Origin of the sequence: Caballeronia sp. J97 (assembly GCF_905220305.1) — a bacterium.
Lineage (GTDB): Bacteria > Pseudomonadota > Gammaproteobacteria > Burkholderiales > Burkholderiaceae > Caballeronia.
On record NZ_CAJMZL010000001.1, the window covers coordinates 134326 to 160499 of the forward strand.

Here is a 26174-nt window from a genome sequence, read left to right on the forward strand (position 1 = left end):
CTGCTTATCGCTTGTAGAGATCGCGCACCGCTTCTTCGATGTGCTGACGCAAGAGACGCCGCTCGTCGGCAGTCATCACCGTGTGACGCGGCGGGCGCGCGGGCGGCGTTTGGTCGACCTGCTGGATGGGCTGCATGGCCGGTGCTTTCGGATCGTGGTCGTGAGTCGAAGAAGCCGAGCTCTTGCTCACGCGCTGCTGCGCGCGAATCATGCGGCCGTCGAATCGATTCGGGGAACTCGTGATGCCGCGATCGAAGCCCGTCGATTGCGCATAGGCGTGAGGCGTGCTCAGTACTGCGTAAAGCGCACTGGCAAGAAGTGTCTTTCTGAAAATGCGCTCGGTGCGCACAGGTCCGCGCTGCCGCGCTCCCTTCATGTTGTTCCCTTCGTTGCTCGACAACCGGACAGCCTCAGTCTTTTCGCGTCTCGCCGTGGCTTGGTCGGGCCGCACGACGCGCTGGTCTAATGGAGTATCTACCGAATGGCGGGCTTAGGTAAAGCAGTGTACGCACCAAACCCTTAGGCCGTGCCACAGCCTCCGTAAATTTTGTAACGAACTGTTACACTCGCTTTTGTTACAAACTCGGCGTTTGAACAAACGCGCTAAGATGCCGCCATGGAAACCAAGAACCCTTCAAAAATTCTCGTCGTCGACGACGATCCGCGCCTGCGCGATCTGCTGAGGCGTTACCTCGGTGAGCAGGGCTTCAACGTGTACGTCGCGGAGAACGCGCCGTCGATGAACAAGCTCTGGGTGCGCGAGCGTTTCGATCTGCTCGTGCTCGATCTGATGCTGCCTGGTGAAGACGGTCTTTCCATCTGCCGTCGTCTGCGCGGCAGCAACGATCGCACGCCGATCATCATGCTCACGGCGAAGGGCGAAGATGTCGATCGCATCGTCGGCCTCGAGATGGGCGCGGACGACTATCTGCCGAAGCCGTTCAATCCGCGCGAACTCGTCGCGCGGATCCATGCGGTGCTGCGTCGTCAGACGCCGTCCGAATTGCCGGGCGCGCCGTCCGAAACCACCGAAGTGTTCGAGTTCGGCGAGTTTGCGCTGAACCTCGCGACGCGCACGCTCACGAAGAACGGCCAGGAAATTCCGCTGACCACCGGCGAATTCTCCGTGCTGAAGGTGTTTGCGCGCCATCCGCGTCAACCGCTCTCGCGCGAAAAGCTGATGGAGCTCGCCCGCGGCCGTGAATACGAAGTGTTCGATCGCAGCCTCGACGTGCAGATCTCGCGTCTGCGCAAGCTGATCGAACCCGACCCCAGCAGTCCGCGCTTCATCCAGACCGTATGGGGCCTCGGCTACGTCTTCATTCCCGACGGCGCTGCCTGATCGATCCTTGAGCGAGTTTCGTCACGCTTTCTCCCCTTCACCGAGCTGAACCCGACAGACCCATGCGCATCGACAGGCGGCTACTGGCGCTCGCGTTCGGCGGCCTGTTCTGGCGGACCTTCGCGCTGATCGCGCTGCTCATCGCCGTCAGTCTCACGGCGTGGTTCCAGAGCTTTCGCGTGATCGAGCGCGAACCGCGCGCGCAGCGCGTGGCGCTGCAACTCGTCGCCGTGGTCAAGCTCACGCGCACCGCCCTGCTCTATTCCGATCCCGATCTGCGCCGCGCGCTGCTTCAGGATCTGGAGAGCAATGAAGGCGTGCGCGTGTATCCGCGCGAGACCACCGACAAGTACAAACTCCAGCCGGATGAATCGCTCAACCGGCTGATCGAGCGCGACGTGCGCGGGCGGCTCGGCAACGAGACGATCATCGCGCAGTCGGTGAACGACATTCCGGGTGTGTGGATCAGCTTCAAGATCGACGACGACGATTACTGGGTCGCACTCGATCGCGATCAGCTCGACACCGTCACCGGCCTGCAATGGGCCGGATGGGGCGTGTTCGCGCTCGCGCTCTCGCTGTTCGGCGCGGCGTTCATCACGAGCCTCGTGAACCGGCCGTTTGCGCGGCTCGCACTCGCGGCGCGCAAGGTCGGCTCGGGGCAGTCACCGGAGCCGTTGCCCGAACGCGGCATGGGCGTCGCGGCGGAAACCAATCGAAGCTTCAACCAGATGGTGCAGGATCTCGAGCAACTCGAGGCAGACCGCGCGCTGATGCTCGCGGGCATTTCGCACGATCTGCGCACGCCGCTTGCCCGCCTGCGTCTCGAAACGGAAATGAGTCCGTCGGACGAAGCGACCAAGCTCGCGATGATCGACGACATCGAGCAGATGGACATGATCATCGGCCGCTTCCTCGACTATGCGCGGCCGATGCAGCGCATGCCCGAGGCGGTGGATCTGTCGATGATCGCGAGCGAACTCGCTGCCCGCTTCCAGGCCGACGACGGCGTCGTCATGCACACCGATCTCGCGCAGGGCGCGGTCATCGAGGGCGATCCGACCGATGCGCGCCGCGTCGTCGGCAATCTGCTCGAAAACGCGCGCAAGTATGGTCGCAGCGCACACGACGATGTCGCGCGCATCACGCTCCAGACGCGTGTCGCGCACGGCAAGGTCGAACTCTCCGTGATGGACGAAGGCCGCGGCATTCCGGACGATCAGGTCGCGCTCATCACGCGGCCGTTCTATCGGGTCGATACCGCGCGCACGCAGGCGAACGGCACGGGTCTCGGCATGGCGATCGTGCAACGCCTCGTCACGCGTCAGCGCGGCACGCTGCGCCTGCGCAATCGCACGCCTCAACCCGGTTTCGAAGTGACGATCGATTTCCCGCCGATGAAAGGCGGCGTGCGCTTCGAGGGCTAGGCGCCGGTCTGCTGCCCATTCGGGAAAATCTATCCAGATCAATAGACAAAAACTATTGAGATAGATATTTGAATAACGCTAAGATGAGGCGGGTTAACGCGCATCGCGTCTGGCATGAAAGTGTCACGCGAGCGTTACGGCGATTCAGTAGTTTGGTTGGCGCTTGTCCTTTCAACGATTTCACAGGAGTTTCTGCATGAAGACCGTTGGCGATAAAGTCGAAGCATTCACTGTCACCGCTGCAAAGCCGGGTTTCAATCATCACGAAGAAAACGGCCAGTCCGCTTTCGAGGAAATCACCGAGCAGTCCTTTCCGGGCAAGTGGAAGATCATCTACTTCTATCCGAAGGACTTCACGTTCGTGTGCCCGACGGAAATCGTCGAGTTCGCGAAGCTCACCAAGGATTTCGAGGACCGCGACGCGGTTCTGCTCGGCGGCAGCGTCGACAACGAGTTCGTCAAGCTGGCCTGGCGCCGCGAGCACAAGGACCTGAACAAGCTGAACCACTACGCGTTCGGCGACGTGAAAGGCGAACTGATCGACCAGCTCGGCGTGCGCGACAAGGAAGCCGGCGTGGCGCTGCGCGCAACCTTCATCGTCGATCCGGACAACGTCATTCAGCACGTGTCGGTCAATAACCTGAACGTCGGCCGCAGCCCGGAAGAAGTCCTGCGTATTCTCGACGGTTTGCAAACGGACGAACTCTGCCCGTGCAACCGCGCTGTCGGCGGCGCGACGCTCTAAGCGTTTCCGGATGCCGCAAAGCCCGTCATCGCGCCGAGCGTGCTCGGCCGTGGCGGGCTTTTTAACGCCATCGACCAGGAGAAAACCATGGAATTTCTGTCTGCAATCAAGGAGCTGGTGCCCGACTACGCGAAGGACATTCGCCTGAACGTCGACGGCACGATCGCGCGCTCATCGCTCGAAGGCAACGACGCGGCGGGCGTCGCGCTGGCCGCGGCATTTGCCGCGAAAGCGACGAAGCTCGTCGGCATCATCCGCGATGCGGGCGTGCTCTCGCCCGAAGAGACGAACGCCGTGCTCACCGCGGCCGCGCTGATGGGCATGAACAATGTCTGGTACCCGTATCTGGAGATGGCCGACAACGCCGACCTGAAGACGCAGCCCGCCGGCTTGCGGATGAACGCGTATGCGTCGCACGGCGGCGTCGACAAGCGGCGCTTCGAGATGTACGCGCTCGCGGCGTCGATCGTCGGCAAGTGCCATTTCTGCGTGAAATCGCACTACGAGAATCTCGTGGCCGAAGGCATGTCGACGACGCAATTGCGCGATGTCGGCCGCATCGCGGCGGTGATCAACGCGGTCGCGCTGACGATCGAAGCGCAAGGGCAGTAAGTCTTGCAACGTCGCCGCGCCGCGTCGGCGCGGCGACGTTTCAGTGGTCGATCGACGTTCGCCGCAGCAGCACCGCGGCCTGCGCCTCGATGCCTTCCTTGCGGCCGAGATAGCCGAGCTTCTCGTTCGTCTTGGCCTTCACGTTCACGCGATCGATCGGCAGGTCGAGATCGGCGGCGATGTTCTCGCGCATCGCATCGATATGGGGCGCGAGCTTCGGCGCCTGCGCGATGATCGTGCTGTCGACGTTGGCGATCGCGAATCCCGCCTCCGACACGCGCCTGGACGCCTCGCGCAGCAGCGCGCGGCTGTCCGCGCCGGCGAATTCGGTCGCCGTGTCGGGAAAATGCCGGCCGATATCGCCGAGCGACGCCGCGCCGAAGAGCGCATCGGTGATCGCGTGCAGCAGCACGTCGGCATCGGAATGCCCGAGCAGTCCGCGCTCATAGGGAATCGTCACGCCGCCGATGATGAGCGGGCGCCCTTCGACGAGCTGGTGGACGTCGTACCCTTGTCCGATTCTGAAATCCATCGATCCAAACCTTTATTGAGTGTGAGTCAGGCGTTCGCGGAAAGTATCGCGCCGGCGAGCGCGAAATCTTCCGGATACGTCACCTTGAAGTTGCGCAAGCTGCCCTGAACCAGCTTCGGCGAGTGCCCGAGCCATTCGATGGCGCTCGCTTCGTCCGTCAGGTCGTGGCCGTCGTGCCGCGCACGCTCGATCGCTTCGCGCAGCATGCCGAGCCGAAACATCTGCGGCGTCTGCGCCTGCCAGAGGCCGTCGCGCGACTCGGTGCGCGCAATGCGTGCGTCGTTCGTGGGCACATCGGGCATGTTCGGTGCGACGCGCTTCAGCGTATCCGCGACCGGCAGCGCGAGAATGCCGCCGACCGCATCATCGCGCAATTCCGCGACAAGTTTGCGAATCAGCTCCGGCGTGATGCCTGGGCGCGCGGCGTCGTGCACGAGGACCCAGTCGTCGTCGCGCGCACCGAATTTTGCGAGCGCGATGAGCCCGTTGTACACCGACGCCTGCCGCGAGGCGCCGCCGCAGCGCTCCACCGCGAAGCGTAATCCGGCGAAGCGGCGCGCGTCGAAATGCGTGTCGTCCGGTGCGAGCACGACGAGTGTCTGCGAGAATTCGGAGCACGCGTCGAACGCCGCGAGCGTGTACGCGAGCATCGGGCGCCCCGCGACCGTCTGGTATTGCTTCGGCATCGGCGCGCCGGAACGGCTGCCGGTGCCGGCGCAGGGAATCAGTGAGAACAGGCGCGTAGTCACGGGCAAATAAAGTGGGCAAGTCAAAGTTGAAGCCCGGATTTTATAATAGGTCTTTCGCGACCACGTCCCGCGCACGCCGGTTCGACTCTCCGAACCCGCGTTCGCCGGACGGCTCCATGCACACCTTATGCCTTCCAAAGCCGTCAACGCGCAGTCCAGTTCTCCCATCGCGCTCGTGAAAGCGGGTCAGCGCTTCGTCTTCGACGGCGCGTCGGGCTCCTCCGATGCGCTCGCCATCGCGCGCTATCACGCCGCGTATCGCGAGAGCGTGCCGCTCCTGACGGTCGTCACCGCGAGCGCGGTCGACGCGCAGCGCCTCGCCGCCGAGCTGCCCTTTTTCGCGCCCGATGCGCGCGTGCGCCTTCTGCCCGACTGGGAAACGCTGCCGTACGACACGTTCTCGCCGCACCAGGATCTCGTCTCCGAACGTCTCGCGACGCTGCACGATCTCGGCGAAGGCCGCTGCGACATCCTGATCGTGCCCGCGACGACGGCGCTCTACCGCATGCCGCCCGCGTCGTTTCTCGCGGCTTACACGTTCTCGTTCACCCAAGGCGAGCGTCTGAACGAAGCGAAGCTCAAGGCGCAACTGACGCTCGCGGGCTACGAGCATGTGAGTCAGGTCGTGCGGCCGGGCGAATATTGCGTGCGCGGCTCGCTGATCGATCTGTATCCGATGGGTTCGGCGCTGCCCTATCGCATCGACCTGTTCGACGATCAAGTGGACTCCATCCGCGCCTTCGACCCCGACACGCAGCGCAGCCTCTATCCCGTGCGCGACGTGCGTTTGTTGCCTGGCCGCGAATTTCCGTTCGACGAAGCCGCGCGCACGGCGTTTCGCAGCCGCTGGCGCGAGGTCTTCGAAGGCGACCCGAGCCGCTCGCAGATCTACAAGGACATCGGCAACGGCGTGCCGTCGGCGGGCATCGAGTACTATCTGCCGCTCTTCTTCGACGAGACCGCGACGCTCTTTCACTACCTGCCGGAAGGCTCGCAGCTCGCCTTCGTCGGCGACATGGATGCCGCGATCAAGCGCTTCACGCACGACACGAAGCAACGCTACGACTTCCTCTCGCACGATCGCGAGCGGCCCCTGCTCGAACCGCGCCGGCTGTTTCTGACCGACGACGATTTCTTCACGTTCGCGAAGCCCTTCGCGCAGTTGAAATTCCCCGCCACGCCGGAAGGCGGCTGGGCCGTGCCGCTGCCGGAACTCGCGATCGACCGTCACGCCGACGAGCCCTTGCTCGCGCTGCGCCACTATCTGGAGCAGACGGAGAACCGCGTGATGCTCGTCGCGGAATCGGCGGGACGACGCGAGACGATCCAGCAATTGCTCGCGGACAACGGCCTGCGCGGCGAGCTGCGCGACACGTTCCAGGAATGGCTCACGAGCGACGGCAAATTCACGCTGGGCATCGCGCCGCTGGCCAACGGCTTCGCGCTGCCGGCGGAAAAACTGTCGATCGTCACCGAGACGGAGCTTTACGGACCGCTCGCGCGCCGTGCCGGCCGACGCCGCCAGGAACAGGCGAGCAACGTCGACTCGATGGTCCGCGATCTCGCCGAACTGAAGGTCGGCGATCCCGTCGTGCATGCGCAGCACGGCATCGGCCGATACATGGGCCTCGTGTCGATGGATCTCGGCGAAGGCGAGACCGAGTTTTTGCATCTCGAGTACCACAACGAAGCGAAGCTCTATGTTCCGGTCGCCCAGTTGCACGTGATCTCGCGCTACAGCGGCGCGGATCCGGAAAGCGCACCGTTGCACACGCTCGGCTCGGGCCAGTGGGAAAAGGCCAAGCGCAAGGCTGCGCAGCAGATCCGCGACACGGCGGCCGAACTGCTCAACCTCTACGCACGCCGCGCCGCGCGCGAAGGCTATGCGTTCAAGCTCGAACCGCGCGATTACACCAAGTTCGCCGAGAGCTTCGGCTTCGAGGAAACGCCCGATCAGGCCGCGGCGATCGCGTCCGTCATCGGCGACATGACGAGCGGCAAGCCGATGGACCGCCTCGTGTGCGGCGATGTCGGCTTCGGCAAGACGGAAGTCGCGCTGCGCGCCGCATTCATCGCGGTGATGGCGGGCAAGCAGGTGGCGATCCTTTCGCCCACGACGCTGCTCGCGGAACAGCACACGCAAACCTTCACCGACCGCTTCGCCGACTGGCCGGTGCGCATCGCGGAGCTGTCGCGCTTCAAGACCGGCAAGGAAGTATCGACGGCCGTGCAGCAGATCAACGAAGGCTCGGTCGATATCGTCATCGGCACGCACAAGCTCTTGTCGGGCGATGTGAAGTTCAAGCGGCTCGGGCTCGTGATCATCGACGAGGAACATCGCTTCGGCGTGCGGCAGAAGGAAGCGTTGAAGGCGCTGCGCGCCGAGGTCGACGTGCTCACGCTCACCGCGACGCCAATTCCGCGCACGCTTGGCATGGCGCTCGAAGGCCTGCGCGATTTCTCCGTGATCGCGACCGCACCGCAGAAGCGGCTCGCGATCAAGACCTTCGTGCGCCGCGAGGAAGACGGCGTGATCCGCGAGGCGATGCTGCGCGAGTTGAAGCGCGGCGGCCAGGTGTACTTCCTGCACAACGAAGTCGAGACGATCGAGAATCGCCGCACGATGCTCGAAGCGCTGGTGCCTGAAGCGCGCATCGCGGTCGCGCACGGCCAGATGCACGAGCGCGAGCTCGAGCGCGTGATGCGCGATTTCGTCGGCCAGCGCGCGAACGTACTGTTGTGCACGACCATCATCGAGACCGGCATCGACGTGCCGAGCGCGAACACGATCCTCATGCATCGGGCGGACAAGTTCGGTCTCGCGCAGTTGCATCAGTTGCGCGGCCGTGTCGGGCGCTCGCATCACCAGGCATATGCGTATCTGCTTGTGCACGATCCGCAGTCACTGACGAAGCAGGCTCAGCGCCGGCTCGAAGCGATCCAGCAGATGGAGGAACTGGGCTCCGGCTTCTATCTCGCGATGCACGATCTCGAAATCCGCGGCACCGGTGAAGTGCTCGGCGACAAGCAATCGGGCGAGATTCAGGAGATCGGCTTCCAGCTCTATACCGACATGCTGAACGACGCCGTGCGCGCGCTGCGCGAAGGCCGCGAGCCGGATCTGAACGCGCCGCTCGCGGCGACGACCGAGATCAATCTGCATGCGCCTGCGATCCTGCCCGCCGATTACTGCGGCGACGTTCAGGAGCGTCTGTCGTTGTACAAGCGTCTTGCGAACTGTGAGTCGAGCGATGCGATCGATGGCATTCTCGAAGAGCTCATCGACCGCTTCGGCAAGTTGCCGCCGCAGGCGCATGCGCTCGTCGAGACGCATCGGCTGCGCCTCGCCGCGAAACCGCTCGGCATCTCGAAGATCGACGCGGGCGAGCAATCCATCTCGCTTCAGTTCATTCCGAACCCGCCCGTCGACGGCATGAAGATCATCGACATGGTGCAGAAGCACAAGCACATCAAGCTGGCGGGCCAGGACAAACTGCGCATCGAGTCGCGCAGCCCCGATCTCGCCGTGCGGATTTCGACCGTGAAAGAGACGTTGCGGGCACTGGGCGGCCCGGTGCGACAGCCGGCTGCTGCACTGCGGTAAAGGCTTTGCCGGATTTTGACTCCTGCGGGAAAGCCCTCGTTTGGGCTATGATCGAACTCTATCCGCAGGAGTCAAAACATGTCACAGATCGCTGATACGGCGCATCTCGAAGCCTCATCTTCCTCGTCCGATACCGCATCGCCGATCTCGCTGCCGTGGATCGAGCGCCTCGTTTCCATCGATACCGTCAGCCGCAATCCGAATCTCGGGCTGATCGAAACCGTGCGCGACGAACTGCGCCGCGCGGGCATCGAAGCGACCATCACCAGCGATCCGCGCGGACAGTGGGCGAATCTTTTCGCCACGGTCCCGGCGCACGATGGCGAGACCAACGGCGGCATCGTGCTCTCGGGTCATACGGATGTCGTGCCGGTCGACGGCCAGGATTGGCAGAGCGACCCGTTCAGGCCCGAAGTGCGCGACGGCCTGCTCTACGGACGCGGCTCGTGCGACATGAAGGGCTTCATCGGCGCGGCGCTCGCCATGTTGCCGAAGATGCAGGCGACGAAGCTCGCGAGGCCCATCCACTTCGCGCTCTCCTACGACGAAGAAGTCGGCTGCGCCGGCGCGCCGCTGATGATCGCCGACCTGCAGAAGCGCGGCGTGAAGCCGGATGGCTGCATCGTCGGCGAGCCGACCTCGATGCGCCCGATCATCGCGCATAAGGGCATCAACACGTACCACTGCTGCGTGCGCGGCTTCGCGGCGCATTCGTCGCTGACGCCGAAAGGCCTGAACGCGATCGAGTACGCGGCGCGGCTCATCTGCCATATCCGCGATCTCGTCGACGAATTCCGCGCGCAAGGCCCCTTCGACGAACTCTACGACGTGCCCTTCACCACCGGTCAGACGAGCACCATCAAAGGCGGCAACGCAATCAACACCGTGCCCGCCGAATGCAACTTCGAATTCGAGTTCCGCAATCTGCCGACGATCGACCCGGAGCAGATTTTCAAGCGCATCGAGTCGTACGCGCACGAAACGCTGCTGCCGAAGATGCTGAAGGAGCACGGCAGCGCGGCGATCGAATTCAGGAAACTCGCGTCCGCGCCCGGCCTCGACGCGACCGAGCAGGCCGCGATCACGCAGCTCGTGCGCGCGCTCACGGAGAACCAGGACAAGCGCAAGGTCGCCTACGGCACCGAAGCGGGTCTGTTCGCCAATGCCGGCGTGCCGAGCATCGTGTGCGGGCCGGGCAATATCGAGCAGGCGCACAAGGCGAACGAGTACGTGTCGCTCGAACAACTCGCTCAGTGCGAGGCGTTTCTCGGCAAGTTCATCCACAGCATGTCCGTCGAGGCACAGGCCCGCTGACCTTCTCTGATCGACCCACACGCCATGTCCACAGCCACGCAGCACACCGACAACACGATCGACGGCACGCCCATTCCGACGCTCGACGAGATCGCCGAGCAGCACATGGCGCTCACGCCGTGGGTCGCGCGCACGCCGACCTTCGAGCGACATGATTTTCCGACGCTAGAAGGCACGCCGATCACGTTCAAATTCGAGCTGCTGCAGGCGAGCGGCACGTTCAAGGCGCGCGGCGCGTTTTCGAACATCCTCGCGCTCACCGACAGCGAGCGTTCGGCGGGCGTCACGTGCGTATCGGCGGGCAATCACGCGGTGGCGGTGGCGTATGCGGCGCAGCGCATGGACGTGGGCGCGAAGGTGGTCATCATCAAGAGCGCGAGCCCGGCGCGGGTCGCGCTGTGCCGGCGCTTCGGCGCGGAAGTCGTGTTCGCGGAGAACGTCGCCGAGGCGTTCGATGTCGTGCGGCGCGTCGAAGCGGAAGAGGGACGCGTCTTCATCCATCCGTTCAACGGCTATCGCACGGTGCTCGGCACGGCGACGCTCGGTTACGAGTGGACGTCGCAGGCGCCCGACCTCGATGCGGTGATCCTGCCGATCGGCGGCGGCGGCCTGGCTGCGGGCGTCTCGACTGCGATGCGCCTCGCGAATCCGTCGCTGCATGTCTACGGCGTCGAGCCCGAGGGATCGGACGTGATGCGGCGCAGCTTCGAGGCGAATCACACGATCAAGATGGGCACGATGCACGGCATCGCCGATTCGCTGATGGCGCCGCATACCGAGCAGTACAGCTACGAGCTGTGCCGGCGGCATATCGACGATATCGTCACCGTGTCGGACAACGCGCTGCGGCACGGCATGCTGCAACTGTTCAACGAACTCAAGCTCGGCGTCGAGCCGGCATGCGCCGCCGCGACGGCCGCCCTGCTCGGCCCGTTGCGCGAACGTCTGCAAGGCAAGCGCGTCGGCGTGCTGTTGTGCGGCACCAATACCGATCCGGCCACGTTCGCGAAGCATCTGGCGCACGCCTGAAATGCGCGCGGCCCCGTTCAGGGGCCGCGTTCGAATCCATCGTTACATCACTGCCGCGAGCCGTCTGCGCTCGCTGCGCTGCATGAAGGCATTCGCCGCGATCACGCCGACCGTCACGAGCGCGATGAACAAGGTCGCGAGCGCGTTCATCTCCGGATTCAGGCCCAGACGCACACGCGAAAACACGACGAGCGGCAAGGTCGTCGAGCCGGGACCGGACAGGAACGCCGACAGCACGAGGTCATCGATCGACAGCGTGAACGACAGCAGCCAGCCCGCGACGAGCGCCTGCGAGATCAACGGCAGCGTGATCGAGAAGAACACGCGCAGCGGCGTTGCGCCGAGATCGAGCGCGGCTTCCTCCAGCGACGGATTCAGCTCCCGCACGCGCGACTCCACGATGATCGCGACATACGAGATGCACAGCATCACGTGCCCGATCCAGATCGTGAAGAAGCCGCGATCCGGCCATCCGATGAGCTTCGCCATTTCGACGAACAGCAGCAGCAGCGAAATGCCCTGAATGACTTCGGGAATCACGAGCGGCGCGTTGATCATGCCCGCGTAGAGCGTGAATCCCTTGAAGCGTCCCATGCGAGCGAGCACGAAGCCCGCCCACGTGCCGATCACGACCGACGCGCACGCGGTCAGGAACGCGATACGCAACGACAGCCACGCGGCGTTGATCAGCTCGTCATCGTTGACGAGCGCGCGATACCACTTGAGCGACGGCTCGGTCCAGACGGTGACGAGCGGCGAATCGTTGAACGAATAAACGATGAGGCTCAGGATCGGGATATACAGAAACGCGAACCCGAGGCCCAGCGCGGTGATTTGCAGCGGACGGCTCACCTTGATCATCGCCGCTCCTCCAGTTGTTTCGCCTGGAAATGCTGGAAGAGCGCCATCGGCACGAGCAGCAGCAGGACCATCGCGCAGGTGACCGCGGAAGCCATCGGCCAGTCGGCGTTGTTGAAGAACTCGTTCCACATGACGCGGCCGATCATTAGCGTGTCCGCGCCGCCGAGCAATTCAGGAATCACGTACTCGCCCACCGCCGGAATGAACACGAGCAGACACCCCGCGATGATGCCGTTCTTCGACAGCGGCAACGTTATCTGCACGAACGCCTTCCAGGGCTTCGCGCCGAGATCGTAGGCCGCTTCGAGCAAGGTCAGGTCCATCTTCACGAGATGCGCGTAGAGCGGCATCACGAGGAACGGCAGATACGAATACACCATGCCGATATATACCGCGATGTTCGTGTGATACAGCTCGATCGGCGAATGCAGGAGGCCGATCGACATCAGGAAGTTATTGAGCAAGCCGTTGTTCTTCAGGATGCCGATCCATGCATACACGCGAATCAGGAACGAGGTCCAGAACGGCAGCATCACGGCCATCATCAGGATGTTGCGCGTGGCCGGATTCGAGCGCGCGATGTAGTACGCCATCGGATAGCCGATCAGCAGGCACAGCACCGTCGACACCGCCGCGACCAGCAGCGAGTTCATGTAGGTCGCGAAGTACAGGCTGTCCTGCACGAGGAACGCGTAGTGCGCGAAATCGAGCGCGATATGCATCACGCCTTCTTCCATCGACACGAGATCCGTGTACGGCGGAATGCCGAGCTGACTGTCGGCGAAGCTGATCTTCACGACGAGCAGGAACGGCACGAAGAACAGCAGCAGGAGCCACAGATAAGGCCCGCCGATGACGAGCGTGCGCCCGGAGACGCCTATGCGCTTGAGCCAGTTCATCATCATGCGGTCAGCACCACGCCCGCCGACGCGCTCCAGCGCACGTAGACTTCGTCGCCGAAAGTGGGTGAATCGATCTCGCCGATCGCGAGGCTCGACAGGTTCGCGACCACGACCTTGCCGGAATCGAGCGTCACGTGATAGAGCGTGTAGCCGCCCATGTACGCGATGTTCGTCACCTTGCCGCGGCCCCAGTTGTAGGTGCCTTCGGGCGGCTTGCGCGTGAGCGCGATGCGCTCCGGACGAACGGAAATCGTCACCGGCATGCCGAGCGGCCCGGTGATGCCGTGGCTCACGTAGAGACGCACCGGCAAGTCGGGCGATTCGACAAAAACGTGATCCGGCTCGTCCTCGACGACATTGCCGTCGAACAGATTCGTCGAACCGATGAACTGCGCCGAAAAGCGGCTGTTCGGATACTCGTAGACCTCGTGCGGCGTGCCGAGCTGCACGATCTGCCCTTCGCTCATCACGGCGAGGCGATTGGCCATCGTCATCGCCTCTTCCTGATCGTGCGTCACCATGATGCAGGTGACGCCCACCTGATCGAGAATGTTGACGAGCTCGATCTGCGTGCGCTGGCGGATCTGCTTGTCGAGCGCGGACATCGGCTCGTCGAGCAACAGAAGTTTCGGGCGCTTCACGAGGCTGCGCGCGAGCGCGACACGCTGCTGCTGCCCGCCCGACAACTGATGCGGCTTGCGCTTGGCGAACTTCGCCATCTGCACGAGTTCGAGCGCGTTGTTGACGCGATCCTTCAGCTCGCCGCCCTTCACGCCTTCCTGCTTCAGCCCGAACGCGACGTTCGACTCCACGCTCATGTGCGGAAAGAGCGCGTAGGACTGGAACATCATGTTGACCGGCCGGTTGTACGGCGGCATTTTGGCGAGGTCTTCCCCGTCGATCAGGATCTGCCCTTCGGTCACGGATTCGAGCCCGGCGAGCATGCGCAGAAGGGTCGATTTGCCGCAGCCCGAACTGCCGAGCAGCGCGAACAGCTCGCCCTTCCTCACCGACAGGTTGACGCCCCGCACGGCCGTCGTCTCGCCGAATTTCTTCACGACGTCGACGATCTGCACGAAGTTGTCGTCCGTGCCCTGGGCCGATGGAACACTGCCCGGCTCGCGCCGGCCGGAATTAGGCGCTGCCTTCAACGCGCTCGACTGCTCACTCATGATTGCCTGTTCGACTCCTTGCTTCCATGCGTCTTTCGTGACTCGCGCCGACGCGCGATGCGATCACGAACAAAGCCCCCGGAGGTCCAGGGGCTTCGTCGATTCAAAAGAATAACCGGCTTCGGGATTTCATCGGCCGGACTTGAATTCCGTCCAGAGCCGCGTCTGCAGGCGCTGGATCTCCGGCGGCAGCGGCTTGAGCAGGAACAGCGTCTTGATGACGTCCTGCGGCGGATACACGGCCGGATCGTTCGCGACATCCTTGTCGACGTACTTGCGCGCCTCGAGGTTCGCGCTCGGGTAGTACACGGCGTTCGTGATCGCGGCGTGAACCTGCGGCGTCTCGATGTAGTTGATCCACTCGTGCGCCGCGTCCTTGTTCTTCGCGTCCTTCGGAATCGCCATCACGTCGAACCACACGGGCGCGCCGCCCTTCGGAATGTAGTACTCGATCTTGAACGGCTTCTTCGCCTCGACGGCGCGATGCTTCGCGATCACGACGTCGCCCGACCAGCCGTAGGTGAAGCAGATGTCGCCGCCCACCATGTCGTTGATATAACCCGACGAGTTGAACTGCGTGATGTACGGACGGATCTTCTTCATCATCGCGAGCGCCTCGCGATAATCGGCCGGATTCGTGCTCATCGGATCCTTGCCGATGTAATGCAGCGCGGCCGCGAACATCTGGTCCGGCGCGTCGAGCACCGAGACGCCGCACGCCTTCAGCTTCGAGATATTCTCGGGCTTGAAGAGGATGTCCCAGTTATTCAGCTCGGCGTTCGGGCCGAGAATCTGTTTGGCTTTGTCGACGTTATAGCCGAGGCCGGTCGTGCCGTAGGCCCAGGGCACCACGTACTTGTTGCCCGGATCGGCGCCCTCGACGAGCTTCATCAGGTCGGGATCGAGATATTTGAGGTTGGGCAGTTTCGACTTGTCGAGCGGCGAGAAGATATTCGCGGCGATCTGCTTGCCCGCGTAATTGCTCGTCGGCACGACGATGTCATAGCCGGAGCGGCCGGTGAGAAGCTTCGCCTGAAGGGTGTCGTCGCTGTCGTAGTTGTCGTACTTCACCTTGATGCCGGTCTGCTTGGTGAAGTTGGGGATGGTGTCCTTCGCGATATAGTCCGACCAGTTGTACACGTTCAACTGCGTGTCCGTCGCGAATGCAGCAAGCGGAGTCAACATCGCGGCGCATGCCAGGGCGCCCGCCAGCTTGGCCGTACGGCTCGCCAGTTTCTCGTTCATCTCGATTCTCCCTTGTTCCGACTTGTCACGGCGTCGTGCCGTGCGGACCCAGCTCAACGTGTCATTGCCGATCGGCCCGCGACTCCCTCAAAACCCCGAAAACTACCATTAAACGCAAGCGCGACAAAAAACTAATGCACCGCTTGTCGCGCAAAATGCACACGCGCTTGCGCCTTGCGGCCACAGTCCTGTCACGAGGGCCTCTGCACGGCTTCCGGCCGCGCGCGGGCAGCCGGAAAGAGCGCGCATTTTAGCCCTTAATCGTCCCGGGCGGCACCTGATAAAACCACACTCGTCAAAGTGACACGCGAGCGTAAGCGCGATGCAATGTCATGATTCGTCGTCGGCCGCGCGCATCCCGTTCGCCCCAGCGTTCGTATGACTTCGTACGAGCGAGGCGAGCACAGGGAAAGCCGGGCGTCCGAGCCTTACGAATAGCCAGCGGAACATTTGTTGCGAGCCAATTCGACGTACGCCGCGACGCGCGGCGTCTTCTGAACCGGCAACGCACGCGCATACGGCTGACATGCCGCGCCCGTTGCATCGCTATTCGAGGCCGCATCCCGCATGAACATCCATCCGTCCGCGCTCGCCCGGCTTTCAGCCGCGAAATCCGACGTGCAGTCGCCCGGGGCGCGCCGCGACGATCGGCCACCGGCTCCACGCTCGCGCGGGCGCTGGTATTCCTTCGCCGGCGCGGGTTCGCTCGTCGCCGTCGGCTACATGGATCCCGGCAATTGGGCGACGGCGCTCGCGAGCGGCGCGCGCTATGGCTACTCGCTGCTTTTCGTCGTCCTGGTCGCGAGTCTCATGGGCATGCTGCTGCAATGGGTGGCGTCGCGTGTGGGCGTCGTGACCGGGCGCGATCTCGCGCAACTGTGCCGCGAGCGCTACGGCCGGCGCACGACGCTCCTGCTGTGGATCGCGTGCGAAATCGCGATCATCGCGTGCGACGTCGCGGAGGTTGTCGGCAGCGCGGTGGCGCTGCAGATGCTCTTCGGCTTCTCGCTCACCGCGGGCGTGCTGATCTCGGCGGTCGCGACTTTCGCGATGCTCGCGCTCCAAAGCCGCGGCAAACGCCCGCTCCAGCGGGTGGTGACGGCGCTGATCGTCTTCGTGAGCCTTTGCTTCGTCGTCGAACTCGCACTCTCGCATCCGGTGTGGCGCGCGGCGATGCACGGGCTCGCGCCGTCGCGCGAGCTTCTGCGCGATGCGGGCATGCTCTGGCTCGCCGCCGGCGTGCTCGGCGCAACGGTGATGCCGCACAACCTGTACTTGCACTCCGCGCTCGTCAAGGAGCACGCGGGCGCCCGCGAGGACGCGGCCATCGGGCGCGCGCTTCGCGGCGTGAACATCGACACGTTCGGCTCGCTCGGGCTCGCGTTTATCGTCAACGCGTCGTTGCTGGTGGTCGCGGCCGCGGTCTTCCACGCGAACGGCCATACCGAAGTCGAGGATCTCGCCGATGCGCACCGTCTCATCGCACCGCTCGTCGGCAGTCATTGGGCGGGCGTCGTGTTCGCCACCGCCCTGCTCGCTTGCGGGCTGAACGCGACGGTCACCGGCACGCTCGCCGGCCAGGCGGTCATGGAGGGTTTTCTGCGGCTGAAGATGGCGCGCTGGGCCCGGGCGCTCCTGACGCGCGGCCTCGCGATCGGTCCGGCGCTGGTCGCGGTCGCGAGCTTCGGCCAGCACGGTTCGAACGCGCTCCTGGTCGCGACGCAGGTCGTGCTGAGCCTGCAATTGCCGCTCGCGGTGATCCCGCTCGTGCGCTTCGCCTCCGATGCCAGGCTGATGGGCCGCTGGCGCATCGCGCGCGCGCCGCTCGCGCTGGCATGGGCATGCGCGGGCGTGATCGTCGCGTTGAACGGCGCGATGCTCTGGCAGGCGATGTTTCCGGGCTGACGAGTCGATTTCGTCCCGATTTCGTCCTGATTTCGGGATCGCGGCATGGTTCGTGTTGTCACACTGCACTGACGCCCCCGCCCGAAACAGGACACGAAATACATGGCTCACGGCCTACGATCGCTCTCACTCGCAGTTTCGCGTCGCCTTGCCGGGCGCGCACGCACGTTCACGCTTCTCTTCCTCGCTCTCGGCGCAAGCGGAGCGGTTCATGCGACCGTCGCGGTACTGCAACCCGCGCGAGAAGCCGCCGCTTCCCAGCCGCTCGAACTGACGCTCCTCTATACCGACGACGACGCGAAACCCCTGACCGTCGACGTGCCGAAGCAACTGACCGTGAATCTGACGAACGGCGATCTGCCGCCCGCGCCGCTGACGCTCGTACGCGATCCCCAAGTCCCTGACCGCCTGCGCCTCGCGCCCGGCCAATATCGACGCGTGCGCTTTTCCGCGCCGTGGCCCGATGCGGCGCGCGGCACCGTGAAAATCGATCCGGTGGGCTTCGATGCATCGCCGATGCTCGTCACGATCAATCGCAGCGAAACACAGACGGAGGTCGCCGCCGCGGAAAAGCGCGAGTCGCAAGCGACGACGCCCGAGCAACTCGCGAGCGCGGCAGCCGCCGCCAACACCGTCGCCACGCCGACGTCCACGAGCGACACCTTGCTTTCCGGCCGCTTCTCGACCTTCGAACCGGTGTATTTCGCGGACGGCAAGAACGGCGATAACCTCGCGAAATTCCAGTTCAGCTTCAAATACCGGCTGCATCTGCCCGACGATCCGCGCTCACGCGGTTTTCTCGACAATCTCTATTTCGGATACACGCAGACGGCGATATGGAATCTCTCTGCCGAGTCCGTGCCGTTTCGCGACATCAGCTTTCAGCCGCAACTGTTCTACTACGTGCAGGACACCGGCTGGAAAAGCGCGCTCTTCACGCGCATGGGCGTCGCGGCGGGGATCGGACATGAATCGAACGGCAGGAGCGGAGACGAATCGCGCTCGATCAACATCGCGTTCGTGCGCCCGACGTGGGATTTCGGCGATCTGAACGGCAATCACCTGACGCTTTCGCCGAAGTTCTACTACTACCTGTCGAAAGCCGGCAACGAGGACATCGCGGATTACCGCGGCTATGTCGATTTTCTGGTGAAGTACGGCAGCCCGGACGGCTGGCAGCTCGCGACGACCCTGCGCAAAGGCACGAAACACTGGTACGGCAGCGTCGAATCGCAGCTCACCTACCCGCTCGCGAAGCTGATCGGCAGCGCGTGGGGCGGGTATCTGTTCGTGAGCTACTTCAACGGGTATGGCGAGGACATCCTCGATTACAACCAGCGACATCACTGGATCGCGCGAATAGGCTACAGTATCGCGCGCTGAGCTTTTTTTACGATTTTGAATGCCGCGTTGCCGCCGTTCTTTCCCGGCGCCGATGCGGTCGCGAGTTAGCCTAATGTCTTCGAATCTTCACGATCTGCCTGATAGCCCCTGCATCGGCGTGTGCTCCACGCTCTTCGACGAAATCTGCAAAGGCTGCGGCCGCACGGCCGGCGAGGTGTCGAACTGGGTGTTCCTGAACGACGAGGAAAAGCGCGCGATCTGGGAACGGATCACGCGCGAGGGAACGGCGATGCGTTTTCGCAACGACAGGCTCTGACCGCAAAAAAACGGCCCGCTCTCTCGAGACGGGCCGTTCTTCGAATCCTGGGCGGAGCGGGTGATTATTGAATGCCCTGGCTCGTCAGAAAATCTTCGTAGTTCCCGCCGAAGTCGCGCAGCGTGCCATCGGTCTTCACTTCGATGATGCGATCGGCCAGCCCGCTCACGAATTCGCGGTCGTGCGACACAAAGATCAGCGTGCCTTCGAACTTCTCCAGCGCGATCTGCAGCGATTCGATGGACTCCATGTCCATGTGGTTCGTCGGCTCGTCCATCAGCAACACGTTGTGGCGGCCGAGCATCAGCTTGCCCCAGATCATGCGGCCCTTCTCGCCGCCCGACAGCACCTTCACGTTCTTCTTGATGTCGTCCGCGTTGAAGAGCAGACGGCCGAGCGTGCCGCGCATCATCTGCTCGTCGTCGCCTTCCTTGCGATACTGGTCGATCCACTCGGTGAGCGTCTCGTCCTTCGGAAACTCTTCGTACGTGTCCTGCGGCATGTAGCCGACGTTCGCGTTCTCCGCCCATTTCACGCTGCCGTGATCGAGGTCGAGCGCGCCCTTGAGCGACTTGAGCAGCGTAGTCTTGCCCGCGCCGTTCTCGCCGATGATCGCGATACGCTCGCCCGGCTGCACGCTCAAACTGAAGTTCTGGAAGATCGTGCGGTCGTACTTCTTCGTGATGTCTTCCGCGACCACCGCGATGTTGTGCAGCTTCTTTTCATACTCGAAGCGGATGAACGGATTCTGGCGCGACGACGGCTTGAATTCCTCGATCTTGATCTTGTCGATCATCTTCAGACGGCTGGTGGCCTGACGCGCCTTCGACTTGTTCGCCGAGAAGCGGCGCACGAAGTCCTGCAGGTCGGCCACACGCTCCTTCGCCTTCTGGTTCGCGGCCTGCTGGCGCTCGCGCGCCTGCGTCGACGCGAGCATGTAGTCGTCGTAGTTGCCCGGCCAGACCTTCAGCGTGCCGTAGTCCATGTCCGCCATGTGGGTGCAGACCTGGTTCAGGAAGTGCCGATCGTGCGAGATGATGATCATCGTCGAGTTGTACTGGTTGAGCACGTCTTCCAGCCAACGGATCGAGTTGATGTCGAGGTTGTTGGTCGGCTCGTCCAGCAGCAGCACGTCGGGCTTCGAGAACAGCGCCTGCGCAAGCAGCACGCGCAGCTTCCAGCCGGGCGCGACGTTGCTCATCGGGCCATTGTGATCGTTGATGTTGATGCCGATGCCGAGCAGCAGCTCGCCCGCGCGCGCTTCGGCCGTGTAGCCGTCGTATTCGGCGAACTTGGCTTCGAGGTCGGCGGCGCGCATGTAGTCGTCGTCGGTGGCATCCGGATTCGCGTAGATCGCGTCGCGCTCGGTCATCGCGGCCCACATTTCCGTGTGGCCCATCATGACGACGTCGAGCACGCGCATGTCTTCATACGCAAACTGGTCCTGGCGTAATTTACCGAGACGGACGTTCGGCTCGAGCATGACATTGCCGGAACTCGGCTCCAGATCGCCACCCAGGATCTTCATGAAGGTCGACTTGCCGCAGCCGTTCGCCCCGATCAGTCCATAGCGGTTGCCTTCGCCGAACTTGACCGAGATGTTCTCGAAGAGGGGCTTGGGCCCGAATTGCATGGTGATATTGGCGGTAGACAGCACGGCGCGTCCTTTTGAATGGGGTACGACGAAAAACCTGAGATTTTAGCAGAAGTTGACCATCGTCTTCGGGCCGAAGTGGGTGCCAGATCATGCGCGCTGGCTCGCCGAATGGACGGTCTGACTCCGATCTGCGCACACACTGTCACACACGACGGTGTCGTCGAAATGTACCCTGCAACCCGACAATTTCCTTCGCGCCCCAAAACCAGCCCGGAATCGTGCCGTCAAGCACTACCCCGCGTTCCACTCGAACCAAATATTAGTGAATATTCTTTATATAAATCTCGATCAGGCTGTAGAACGCCGAAGCCGGATAGAAGAAAATATCGCCGAGTTTGCGGGTGGCGTACCTTTCCGTCGAATCCCTGCGCTTTCTGCCGAGCACGTTTTGCGAGAAAAGATACCAGGATCGATTCGCCCCGCGGAAAAGGGATGTTTTCTGAGCCATGCGAAAGCCGTCGAGACTTCACTCGAGTATGCCGGGCCGTCTCTGATACTCGAAGACGACGCCATTCTCGGGACGCGCGCCATGAAAATTTTGAACCGCACGCTCGCAACGAGTCGCAATGTCGACATACTCTTCACGGACTTGGCCATCACGAGTATCGAGTCGATGTTGTCCCTCTTCAGGTTGCGCCGCGACTTCCAGGGCGATGCTGTCGCCGTCGGCGACTGCCGCGAGATTCATTTTGCTGCATCGACCGCCTACGTCCTCCCCGACGTGGAATCGAAGCAAAAGGTCCTGGCCGCCTTGAAGTCCTTCGACTCACTCGATTTACCGTACGACCTCGCCATCAGAAATATGATCGTGGCTGGCGAATTGAGCGCTTCTTTCATTTTCCCTTTTATTACCTCACTTTCACCGGAATCCAGGCGAACTCAGATACAACCGGAGATCGAGAGTTTGACAAACGTGGTGTACGATACCTTTCGAAAACTCATGTTCAACGAATCGGCGCTGATTCACACGACCTTGCTCGACGAAGTCAATTGCGTTCCCGAAGACTTCTACGATCGGGAAGCGACAATATTCGCCGGCATCTGGAAATTGATGCTCTCGCGAAAATTCCCGACGCGCTTTTTCTAAACTGTCATTCGCGGCGCCGCACAGATATCTGCAAGCGCCGCGACGCGATCAGGTCCGCTCGGCAATGAATGCCTTCACCACGCCTGCATCCGCAGGAACGATATCGAATCTTTGCGGCAGTTTTTCAAGTCCCACGAACGCCGACGGCCGCTCCGGCTCGCGATTGAGCGCCTCACGAATCGTCTCGCCGAACTTGATCGGCTGCGCGGTTTCGAGAACGATCATCGGCACGCCGGGCTTCAGATTCTCGCGCGCGACCTTCACGCCGTCCGCCGTGTGGGTGTCGATCATCGTGTGATAGCGCTCGAACACGTCGCGGATCGTCTTCACGCGGTCGTCGTGGCCGCTCTTGCCCGACACGAAGCCGAATTCCTTCACACGCGCGAAATCGCCGCTCGCCGCGAGATCGAAGCCGCCTTTCTCTTCCACGTCGCGGAACAGTTGCAGCACGCGCGCCGGATCGCGGCCGAGCAGGTCGTACACGAAGCGCTCGAAATTCGACGCCTTCGAGATGTCCATGCTCGGGCTGGTCGTGTGATACGTCTCCGCCGCGCCGCGCACGCGATACACGCCGGTCTTGAAGAACTCGTCGAGCACGTCGTTTTCGTTGGTCGCGACGACGAGCTGGTCGATCGGCAAGCCCATCATGCGCGCGATATGCCCCGCGCATACATTGCCGAAGTTGCCCGACGGCACCGTGAACGACACGCGTTCGTCGTTGCTCCGCGTCGCGGCGAAATAGCCCTTGAAGTAGTACACGACCTGCGCGACGACGCGCGCCCAGTTGATCGAATTGACCGTGCCGATCTTGTGCTTCGCCTTGTACGCGTGATCGTTGGACACGGCCTTCACGATGTCCTGGCAGTTGTCGAAATTGCCCTCGACCGCGAGATTGAAGATGTTCGGGTCTTGCAGCGAGAACATCTGCGCGGTCTGGAACGCGCTCATCTTCTTGTGCGGCGACAGCATGAACACGCGCACGCCGGCCTTGCCGCGCATCGCGTATTCGGCTGCGCTGCCGGTGTCGCCCGAGGTCGCGCCGAGGATGTTCAGCGTCTCGCCGTGCTTCGCCAGCGCGTACTCGAACAGATTGCCGAGCAGTTGCATCGCCATGTCCTTGAAGGCGAGCGTCGGACCGTTCGACAGCTCCAGCAGCGACAGCGTCGCGCCGTTTTCTTCGCCGAGCGTCTTGAGCGGCGTGATCTGCGCCGCGCTCTCTTCGTGGCGCACGTTGCTGTACACCTGCGCGGTGTACGTCTTGCGCGTGAGCGAGCGCAGATCGTCGGCGGGAATGTCGTCGCTGAACTTCGACAGCACTTCGAATGCGAGATCCGCGTACGACAGCGTGCGCCAGCGCGCGAGTTCATCGGCGCTGACTTTCGGGTAGTCAGACGGCAGATACAGGCCGCCGTCTTTCGCGAGGCCACCCAGCAGGATGTCGGAGAACGTGTGGCGCTCGTTGCTGCCGGCGCCGCGCGTCGAAATGTAGTTCATCGTGCTTGCCCTTAGTTGAGCGCTTCCATGCGCAGCTTCGTCACCTTCGAGACGACCGTAGACAGCGCCTCGATCTGCCCGATCGCCGCGTTCACGTTCTTTTCCAGCGTCTCGTGAGTGATGAGGATGATGTCCGTCTCGCCCTTGTTCGCGCCGTCGACCTCTTCCGATTCCTTCTGCAGGAGCGCGTCGATGGAGATGCCCTTGTCGGCGAGAATGCGCGTGATGTTCGCGAGCACGCCCGTCACGTCCGCGACGCGCAGGCGCAGGTAGTAGCCGCTCGTCACCTCGTCGATCGGCAGGATCGGCGTGTTGGAGAGACTGTCCGGCTGGAACGCCAGATGCGGCACGCGATGCTCCGGGTCGGCCGTATGCAGGCGCGTCACGTCGACGAGATCAGCGACCACGGCGGAGGCGGTCGGCTCCGCGCCCGCGCCCTTGCCGTAATACAGTGTGGTGCCGACCGCGTCGCCGTGCACGACGACCGCGTTCATCGCGCCTTCCACGTTCGCGAGCAGGCGCTTCGCGGGGATCAGCGTAGGATGCGTGCGCAGCTCGATGCCCTTCTCCGAGCGGCGCGCGATGCCGAGCAGCTTGATGCGATAGCCGAGATCCTCGGCGTAACGAATGTCGATCGCGGCGAGCTTGCTGATGCCTTCCACGTACGCGCGATCGAACTGCACCGGCACGCCGAACGCGATCGCGCTCATGATCGTGACCTTGTGCGCGGCGTCGACGCCTTCGATGTCGAACGTCGGATCGGCTTCGGCGTAACCCAATTCTTGAGCGGCTTTGAGCGCCGTCGCGAAGTCGAGCCCGCGGTCGCGCATCTCCGAAAGAATGTAGTTCGTCGTGCCGTTGATGATGCCCGCGATGTACTCGATGCGGTTCGCCGTCAGCCCTTCGCGCAGCGCCTTGATGATCGGGATGCCGCCCGCCACCGCCGCTTCGAACGCGACCATCACGCCCTTCGCGCGCGCGGCCTCGAAAATCTCCGTGCCGTGCACCGCGAGCAGCGCCTTGTTGGCGGTCACGACATGCTTGCCGTTGGCGATCGCGCGCAGCACCAGCTCGCGCGCGAAGCCCGTGCCGCCGATCATTTCGCACACGATGTCGATGGAAGGATCGTCGACGACCGCGTTGAAGTCGTCCGTCACCGCGATGCCTTCCTGCTTCGCGGCTTCGGCCTTCGCCGGCGTGCGCACCGCGACGCGCGCGATTTCGATGCCGCGTCCCGCGCGTCGTTTGATTTCTTCCTGGTTACGGCGCAGCACCGTGAAAGTGCCGCTGCCTACCGTGCCGAAGCCCAAGAGTCCTACTTTGATCGGTTCCATGCAGCGCGAGTCTTTAAAGAGAGATTAAGCGGAATGTCGTTTGCGATAGCCGTCGAGGAAGCGCGCGATGCGATGGATCGAATCCGCGAGATCGTCGACGTTGGGCAGAAAGACCACGCGGAAGTGATCCGGCGTCGGCCAGTTGAAGCCCGTGCCCTGCACGAGCAGCACGCGCTCCTCGAGCAGCAGGTCGGTGATGAACTGCTGGTCGTCCTGGATCGGGTACATCTTCGGATCGAGCTTCGGGAACATGTAGAGCGCGGCTTGCGGCTTCACGCAGGTGACGCCCGGAATGGCCGTGAGCATCTCGTACGCGAGCTCGCGCTGCTTGTAGAGACGCCCGCCCGGCACGATCAGGTCGTTGATGCTCTGATAGCCGCCGAGCGCGGTCTGGATCGCGTACTGGCCGGGCACGTTCGGGCACAGCCGCATCGACGCGAGAATGCCCAAGCCTTCCAGGTAATCCTTCGCGCGGCGGCGGTTTTCCTCGATCAGCCCGGAAATCGCCATCCAGCCCGCGCGATAACCGCACGAACGGTAACTTTTCGACAGGCTGTTGAACGTGACCGTGACGACGTCTTCGGACAGCGCGGCCATCGACGTGTGCGTCTGGCCGTCGTAGACGATCTTGTCGTAGACCTCGTCGGCGAAAATGATGAGGCCGTGCTCGCGCGCGATCCCGATCAGTTCGCGCAGCAGTTCGTCCGAGTAGAGCGCGCCCGTCGGGTTGTTCGGGTTGATGACGACGAGCGCCTTCGTGTTCGGCGTGATCTTCGCGCGGATGTCGTCGAGATCGGGCATCCAGCCGTTGCTCTCGTCGCACATGTAGTGGCGCGGCGTGCCCGACGACAGGCTCACCGCGGCCGTCCACAGCGGATAGTCCGGAGCCGGAAGGAGCACTTCGTCGCCGTCGTTCAGAAGCGCCTGCATCGCCATGACGATCAGCTCGGACGCGCCATTGCCGATGTAGATGTCGTCCAGCTCCACGCCCGCCACGCCTTTTTGCTGCGTGTAATGCATGATCGCCTTGCGCGCGGCGAACACACCTTTCGAATCCGAATAGCCCGACGAACCCGGCAGGTTGCGGATCATGTCCTGAATGATCTCGTCCGGCGCCTCGAAGCCGAACGGCGCCAGATTGCCGATATTCAGCTTGATGATGCGATGGCCTTCCTCTTCGAGGCGCTTCGCATGTTCGAGCACGGGCCCGCGAATGTCGTAGCAGACGTTTTGCAGCTTGTTGGATTTGAGAATCGGTTTCACGGCTGGCGCCCTGGGTCTGGTGTGAATGCGGACTGGTTTTTGTGATGCGATCAGGTGCGGCTCGGTACTTCGGGCACGCGGCCTCGCGCGCGGAAAGCGAACGGACGTGCCGATAAAACCGAGGGTGAAGCCTGATGGCGGCTCGCCCGGACGACTCGCGCGTTGCCGAGCGCCGAAACGATGCATTTTAGACGCCGCGCCAGGTAAGGCATGGGCGATGCGGACCGGATTGCGTGTCGA

The 26174-nt window shown here is 63.0% G+C and carries 22 protein-coding genes; 11 read left to right on the forward strand and 11 right to left on the reverse strand.

Annotated elements, in window-relative coordinates:
* Nucleotides 1–4: 4 nt before the first annotated feature.
* The gene (locus U4Y90_RS00615; RefSeq protein WP_321791152.1) at nucleotides 5–376 is read right to left on the reverse strand and encodes a hypothetical protein; all 372 of its coding nucleotides are present in this window, start codon (nucleotides 374–376) and stop codon (nucleotides 5–7) included.
* A 240-nt stretch (nucleotides 377–616) separates the two neighbouring features.
* Here U4Y90_RS00615 and ompR point away from each other — a divergent pair, with 240 nt between their 5' ends.
* The 4 genes from ompR to U4Y90_RS00635 all read left to right on the forward strand — a co-directional run bounded on the left by ompR (nucleotide 617) and on the right by U4Y90_RS00635 (nucleotide 4126).
* Nucleotides 617–1342: a two-component system response regulator OmpR gene (gene ompR / locus U4Y90_RS00620; RefSeq protein ID WP_008349770.1), complete on the forward strand. Its 726-nt coding sequence runs from the start codon at nucleotides 617–619 to the stop codon at nucleotides 1340–1342.
* A 62-nt stretch (nucleotides 1343–1404) separates the two neighbouring features.
* Entirely contained in the window at nucleotides 1405–2769 is a 1365-nt protein-coding gene (locus tag U4Y90_RS00625; protein ID WP_321791166.1) for an ATP-binding protein, read from the forward strand.
* 196 nt (nucleotides 2770–2965) lie between these two features.
* On the forward strand, nucleotides 2966–3514 hold the full coding sequence (locus U4Y90_RS00630) for a peroxiredoxin (protein WP_321791168.1): 549 nt from the start codon (nucleotides 2966–2968) through the stop codon (nucleotides 3512–3514).
* Nucleotides 3515–3601: 87 nt separating this feature from the next.
* A complete protein-coding gene (locus U4Y90_RS00635; protein ID WP_321791170.1) occupies nucleotides 3602–4126 on the forward strand; it encodes a carboxymuconolactone decarboxylase family protein in 525 nt (174 codons plus the stop codon).
* A gap of 40 nt (nucleotides 4127–4166) precedes the next feature.
* Here the strand turns inward: U4Y90_RS00635 and ispF are convergent, their stop codons facing one another.
* Both ispF and ispD read right to left on the reverse strand, forming a co-directional pair.
* Nucleotides 4167–4658 carry a 2-C-methyl-D-erythritol 2,4-cyclodiphosphate synthase gene (gene ispF, locus U4Y90_RS00640; protein ID WP_321791172.1) on the reverse strand — a complete coding sequence of 164 codons (492 nt, stop codon included), beginning with the start codon at nucleotides 4656–4658 and terminating at the stop codon, nucleotides 4167–4169.
* A 26-nt stretch (nucleotides 4659–4684) separates the two neighbouring features.
* Nucleotides 4685–5407: a 2-C-methyl-D-erythritol 4-phosphate cytidylyltransferase gene (ispD, locus tag U4Y90_RS00645; RefSeq protein ID WP_321791174.1), complete on the reverse strand. Its 723-nt coding sequence runs from the start codon at nucleotides 5405–5407 to the stop codon at nucleotides 4685–4687.
* Nucleotides 5408–5534: 127 nt separating this feature from the next.
* On the opposite strand from ispD, the gene mfd reads away from it, so the two are divergent.
* The 3 genes from mfd to U4Y90_RS00660 all read left to right on the forward strand — a co-directional run bounded on the left by mfd (nucleotide 5535) and on the right by U4Y90_RS00660 (nucleotide 11354).
* Nucleotides 5535–9011 carry a transcription-repair coupling factor gene (gene mfd, locus U4Y90_RS00650; protein ID WP_321791176.1) on the forward strand — a complete coding sequence of 1159 codons (3477 nt, stop codon included), beginning with the start codon at nucleotides 5535–5537 and terminating at the stop codon, nucleotides 9009–9011.
* 78 nt (nucleotides 9012–9089) lie between these two features.
* Complete coding sequence (gene argE / locus U4Y90_RS00655; protein WP_321791178.1) at nucleotides 9090–10325, forward strand: acetylornithine deacetylase; 1236 nt, start codon at nucleotides 9090–9092, stop codon at nucleotides 10323–10325.
* Nucleotides 10326–10349: 24 nt separating this feature from the next.
* Nucleotides 10350–11354, forward strand: coding sequence for a threonine/serine dehydratase (locus tag U4Y90_RS00660; RefSeq protein WP_321791180.1), 1005 nt, complete (start codon nucleotides 10350–10352; stop codon nucleotides 11352–11354).
* 42 nt (nucleotides 11355–11396) lie between these two features.
* Here U4Y90_RS00660 and U4Y90_RS00665 read toward each other — a convergent pair whose 3' ends face one another.
* From U4Y90_RS00665 to U4Y90_RS00680, 4 genes are all read right to left on the reverse strand, one after another.
* Nucleotides 11397–12212 (reverse strand): ABC transporter permease subunit, encoded by an 816-nt coding sequence (locus tag U4Y90_RS00665; protein WP_321792520.1) that lies wholly within the window; start codon nucleotides 12210–12212, stop codon nucleotides 11397–11399.
* Nucleotides 12212–13120: an ABC transporter permease subunit gene (locus U4Y90_RS00670; RefSeq protein WP_321791182.1), complete on the reverse strand. Its 909-nt coding sequence runs from the start codon at nucleotides 13118–13120 to the stop codon at nucleotides 12212–12214. The genes U4Y90_RS00665 and U4Y90_RS00670 overlap by 1 nt, the downstream gene beginning before the upstream one ends.
* Nucleotides 13117–14289, reverse strand: a complete 1173-nt coding sequence (locus U4Y90_RS00675; protein WP_321791184.1) for an ABC transporter ATP-binding protein — start codon at nucleotides 14287–14289, stop codon at nucleotides 13117–13119. Before U4Y90_RS00675 ends, U4Y90_RS00670 begins: the two co-directional genes overlap by 4 nt.
* Nucleotides 14290–14418: 129 nt before the next feature.
* Entirely contained in the window at nucleotides 14419–15534 is a 1116-nt protein-coding gene (locus U4Y90_RS00680) for a polyamine ABC transporter substrate-binding protein (RefSeq protein WP_415749272.1), read from the reverse strand.
* A 567-nt stretch (nucleotides 15535–16101) separates the two neighbouring features.
* Between U4Y90_RS00680 and U4Y90_RS00685 the strand changes: the two genes are divergently transcribed.
* The 3 genes from U4Y90_RS00685 (at nucleotide 16102) to U4Y90_RS00695 (ending at nucleotide 19099) form a co-directional block, all read left to right on the forward strand.
* On the forward strand, nucleotides 16102–17439 hold the full coding sequence (locus U4Y90_RS00685) for an Nramp family divalent metal transporter (RefSeq protein WP_321791186.1): 1338 nt from the start codon (nucleotides 16102–16104) through the stop codon (nucleotides 17437–17439).
* A gap of 102 nt (nucleotides 17440–17541) precedes the next feature.
* The gene (locus tag U4Y90_RS00690; protein ID WP_321791188.1) at nucleotides 17542–18822 is read left to right on the forward strand and encodes a phospholipase A; all 1281 of its coding nucleotides are present in this window, start codon (nucleotides 17542–17544) and stop codon (nucleotides 18820–18822) included.
* A gap of 73 nt (nucleotides 18823–18895) precedes the next feature.
* The gene (locus U4Y90_RS00695; RefSeq protein WP_321791190.1) at nucleotides 18896–19099 is read left to right on the forward strand and encodes a DUF1289 domain-containing protein; all 204 of its coding nucleotides are present in this window, start codon (nucleotides 18896–18898) and stop codon (nucleotides 19097–19099) included.
* 64 nt (nucleotides 19100–19163) lie between these two features.
* Here the strand turns inward: U4Y90_RS00695 and U4Y90_RS00700 are convergent, their stop codons facing one another.
* Entirely contained in the window at nucleotides 19164–20756 is a 1593-nt protein-coding gene (locus tag U4Y90_RS00700) for an ABC-F family ATPase (protein ID WP_321791191.1), read from the reverse strand.
* Between the two features lie 262 nt (nucleotides 20757–21018).
* Between U4Y90_RS00700 and U4Y90_RS00705 the strand changes: the two genes are divergently transcribed.
* Nucleotides 21019–21843 carry a glycosyltransferase family 25 protein gene (locus tag U4Y90_RS00705; RefSeq protein ID WP_321791193.1) on the forward strand — a complete coding sequence of 275 codons (825 nt, stop codon included), beginning with the start codon at nucleotides 21019–21021 and terminating at the stop codon, nucleotides 21841–21843.
* Between the two features lie 48 nt (nucleotides 21844–21891).
* Here the strand turns inward: U4Y90_RS00705 and thrC are convergent, their stop codons facing one another.
* The 3 genes from thrC to U4Y90_RS00720 are packed head-to-tail and all read right to left on the reverse strand — an operon-like array spanning nucleotide 21892 to nucleotide 25934.
* The gene (thrC, locus tag U4Y90_RS00710) at nucleotides 21892–23337 is read right to left on the reverse strand and encodes a threonine synthase (protein ID WP_321791195.1); all 1446 of its coding nucleotides are present in this window, start codon (nucleotides 23335–23337) and stop codon (nucleotides 21892–21894) included.
* An 11-nt stretch (nucleotides 23338–23348) separates the two neighbouring features.
* Nucleotides 23349–24671, reverse strand: coding sequence for a homoserine dehydrogenase (locus U4Y90_RS00715; RefSeq protein WP_321791197.1), 1323 nt, complete (start codon nucleotides 24669–24671; stop codon nucleotides 23349–23351).
* 24 nt (nucleotides 24672–24695) lie between these two features.
* On the reverse strand, nucleotides 24696–25934 hold the full coding sequence (locus tag U4Y90_RS00720; RefSeq protein WP_321791198.1) for a pyridoxal phosphate-dependent aminotransferase: 1239 nt from the start codon (nucleotides 25932–25934) through the stop codon (nucleotides 24696–24698).
* Between the last annotated feature and the right edge of the window lie 240 nt (nucleotides 25935–26174).

Excerpts from the sequence above, each read along its gene's own strand:
- U4Y90_RS00660 (WP_321791180.1), top strand. The coding sequence starts at position 10,350 with ATGTCCACAGCCACGCAGCACACCGACAACACGATCGACGGCACGCCC.
- U4Y90_RS00685 (WP_321791186.1), top strand. The coding sequence starts at position 16,102 with ATGAACATCCATCCGTCCGCGCTCGCCCGGCTTTCAGCCGCGAAATCC.
- mfd (WP_321791176.1), top strand. The coding sequence starts at position 5,535 with ATGCCTTCCAAAGCCGTCAACGCGCAGTCCAGTTCTCCCATCGCGCTC.
- U4Y90_RS00670 (WP_321791182.1), bottom strand. The coding sequence starts at position 13,120 with ATGATGATGAACTGGCTCAAGCGCATAGGCGTCTCCGGGCGCACGCTC.
- argE (WP_321791178.1), top strand. The coding sequence starts at position 9,090 with ATGTCACAGATCGCTGATACGGCGCATCTCGAAGCCTCATCTTCCTCG.
- U4Y90_RS00635 (WP_321791170.1), top strand. The coding sequence starts at position 3,602 with ATGGAATTTCTGTCTGCAATCAAGGAGCTGGTGCCCGACTACGCGAAG.
- U4Y90_RS00675 (WP_321791184.1), bottom strand. The coding sequence starts at position 14,289 with ATGAGTGAGCAGTCGAGCGCGTTGAAGGCAGCGCCTAATTCCGGCCGG.
- U4Y90_RS00615 (WP_321791152.1), bottom strand. The coding sequence starts at position 376 with ATGAAGGGAGCGCGGCAGCGCGGACCTGTGCGCACCGAGCGCATTTTC.
- U4Y90_RS00630 (WP_321791168.1), top strand. The coding sequence starts at position 2,966 with ATGAAGACCGTTGGCGATAAAGTCGAAGCATTCACTGTCACCGCTGCA.
- ispF (WP_321791172.1), bottom strand. The coding sequence starts at position 4,658 with ATGGATTTCAGAATCGGACAAGGGTACGACGTCCACCAGCTCGTCGAA.
- U4Y90_RS00690 (WP_321791188.1), top strand. The coding sequence starts at position 17,542 with ATGGCTCACGGCCTACGATCGCTCTCACTCGCAGTTTCGCGTCGCCTT.
- U4Y90_RS00625 (WP_321791166.1), top strand. The coding sequence starts at position 1,405 with ATGCGCATCGACAGGCGGCTACTGGCGCTCGCGTTCGGCGGCCTGTTC.
- U4Y90_RS00715 (WP_321791197.1), bottom strand. The coding sequence starts at position 24,671 with ATGGAACCGATCAAAGTAGGACTCTTGGGCTTCGGCACGGTAGGCAGC.
- U4Y90_RS00680 (WP_415749272.1), bottom strand. The coding sequence starts at position 15,534 with ATGAACGAGAAACTGGCGAGCCGTACGGCCAAGCTGGCGGGCGCCCTG.
- ompR (WP_008349770.1), top strand. The coding sequence starts at position 617 with ATGGAAACCAAGAACCCTTCAAAAATTCTCGTCGTCGACGACGATCCG.
- U4Y90_RS00695 (WP_321791190.1), top strand. The coding sequence starts at position 18,896 with ATGTCTTCGAATCTTCACGATCTGCCTGATAGCCCCTGCATCGGCGTG.
- thrC (WP_321791195.1), bottom strand. The coding sequence starts at position 23,337 with ATGAACTACATTTCGACGCGCGGCGCCGGCAGCAACGAGCGCCACACG.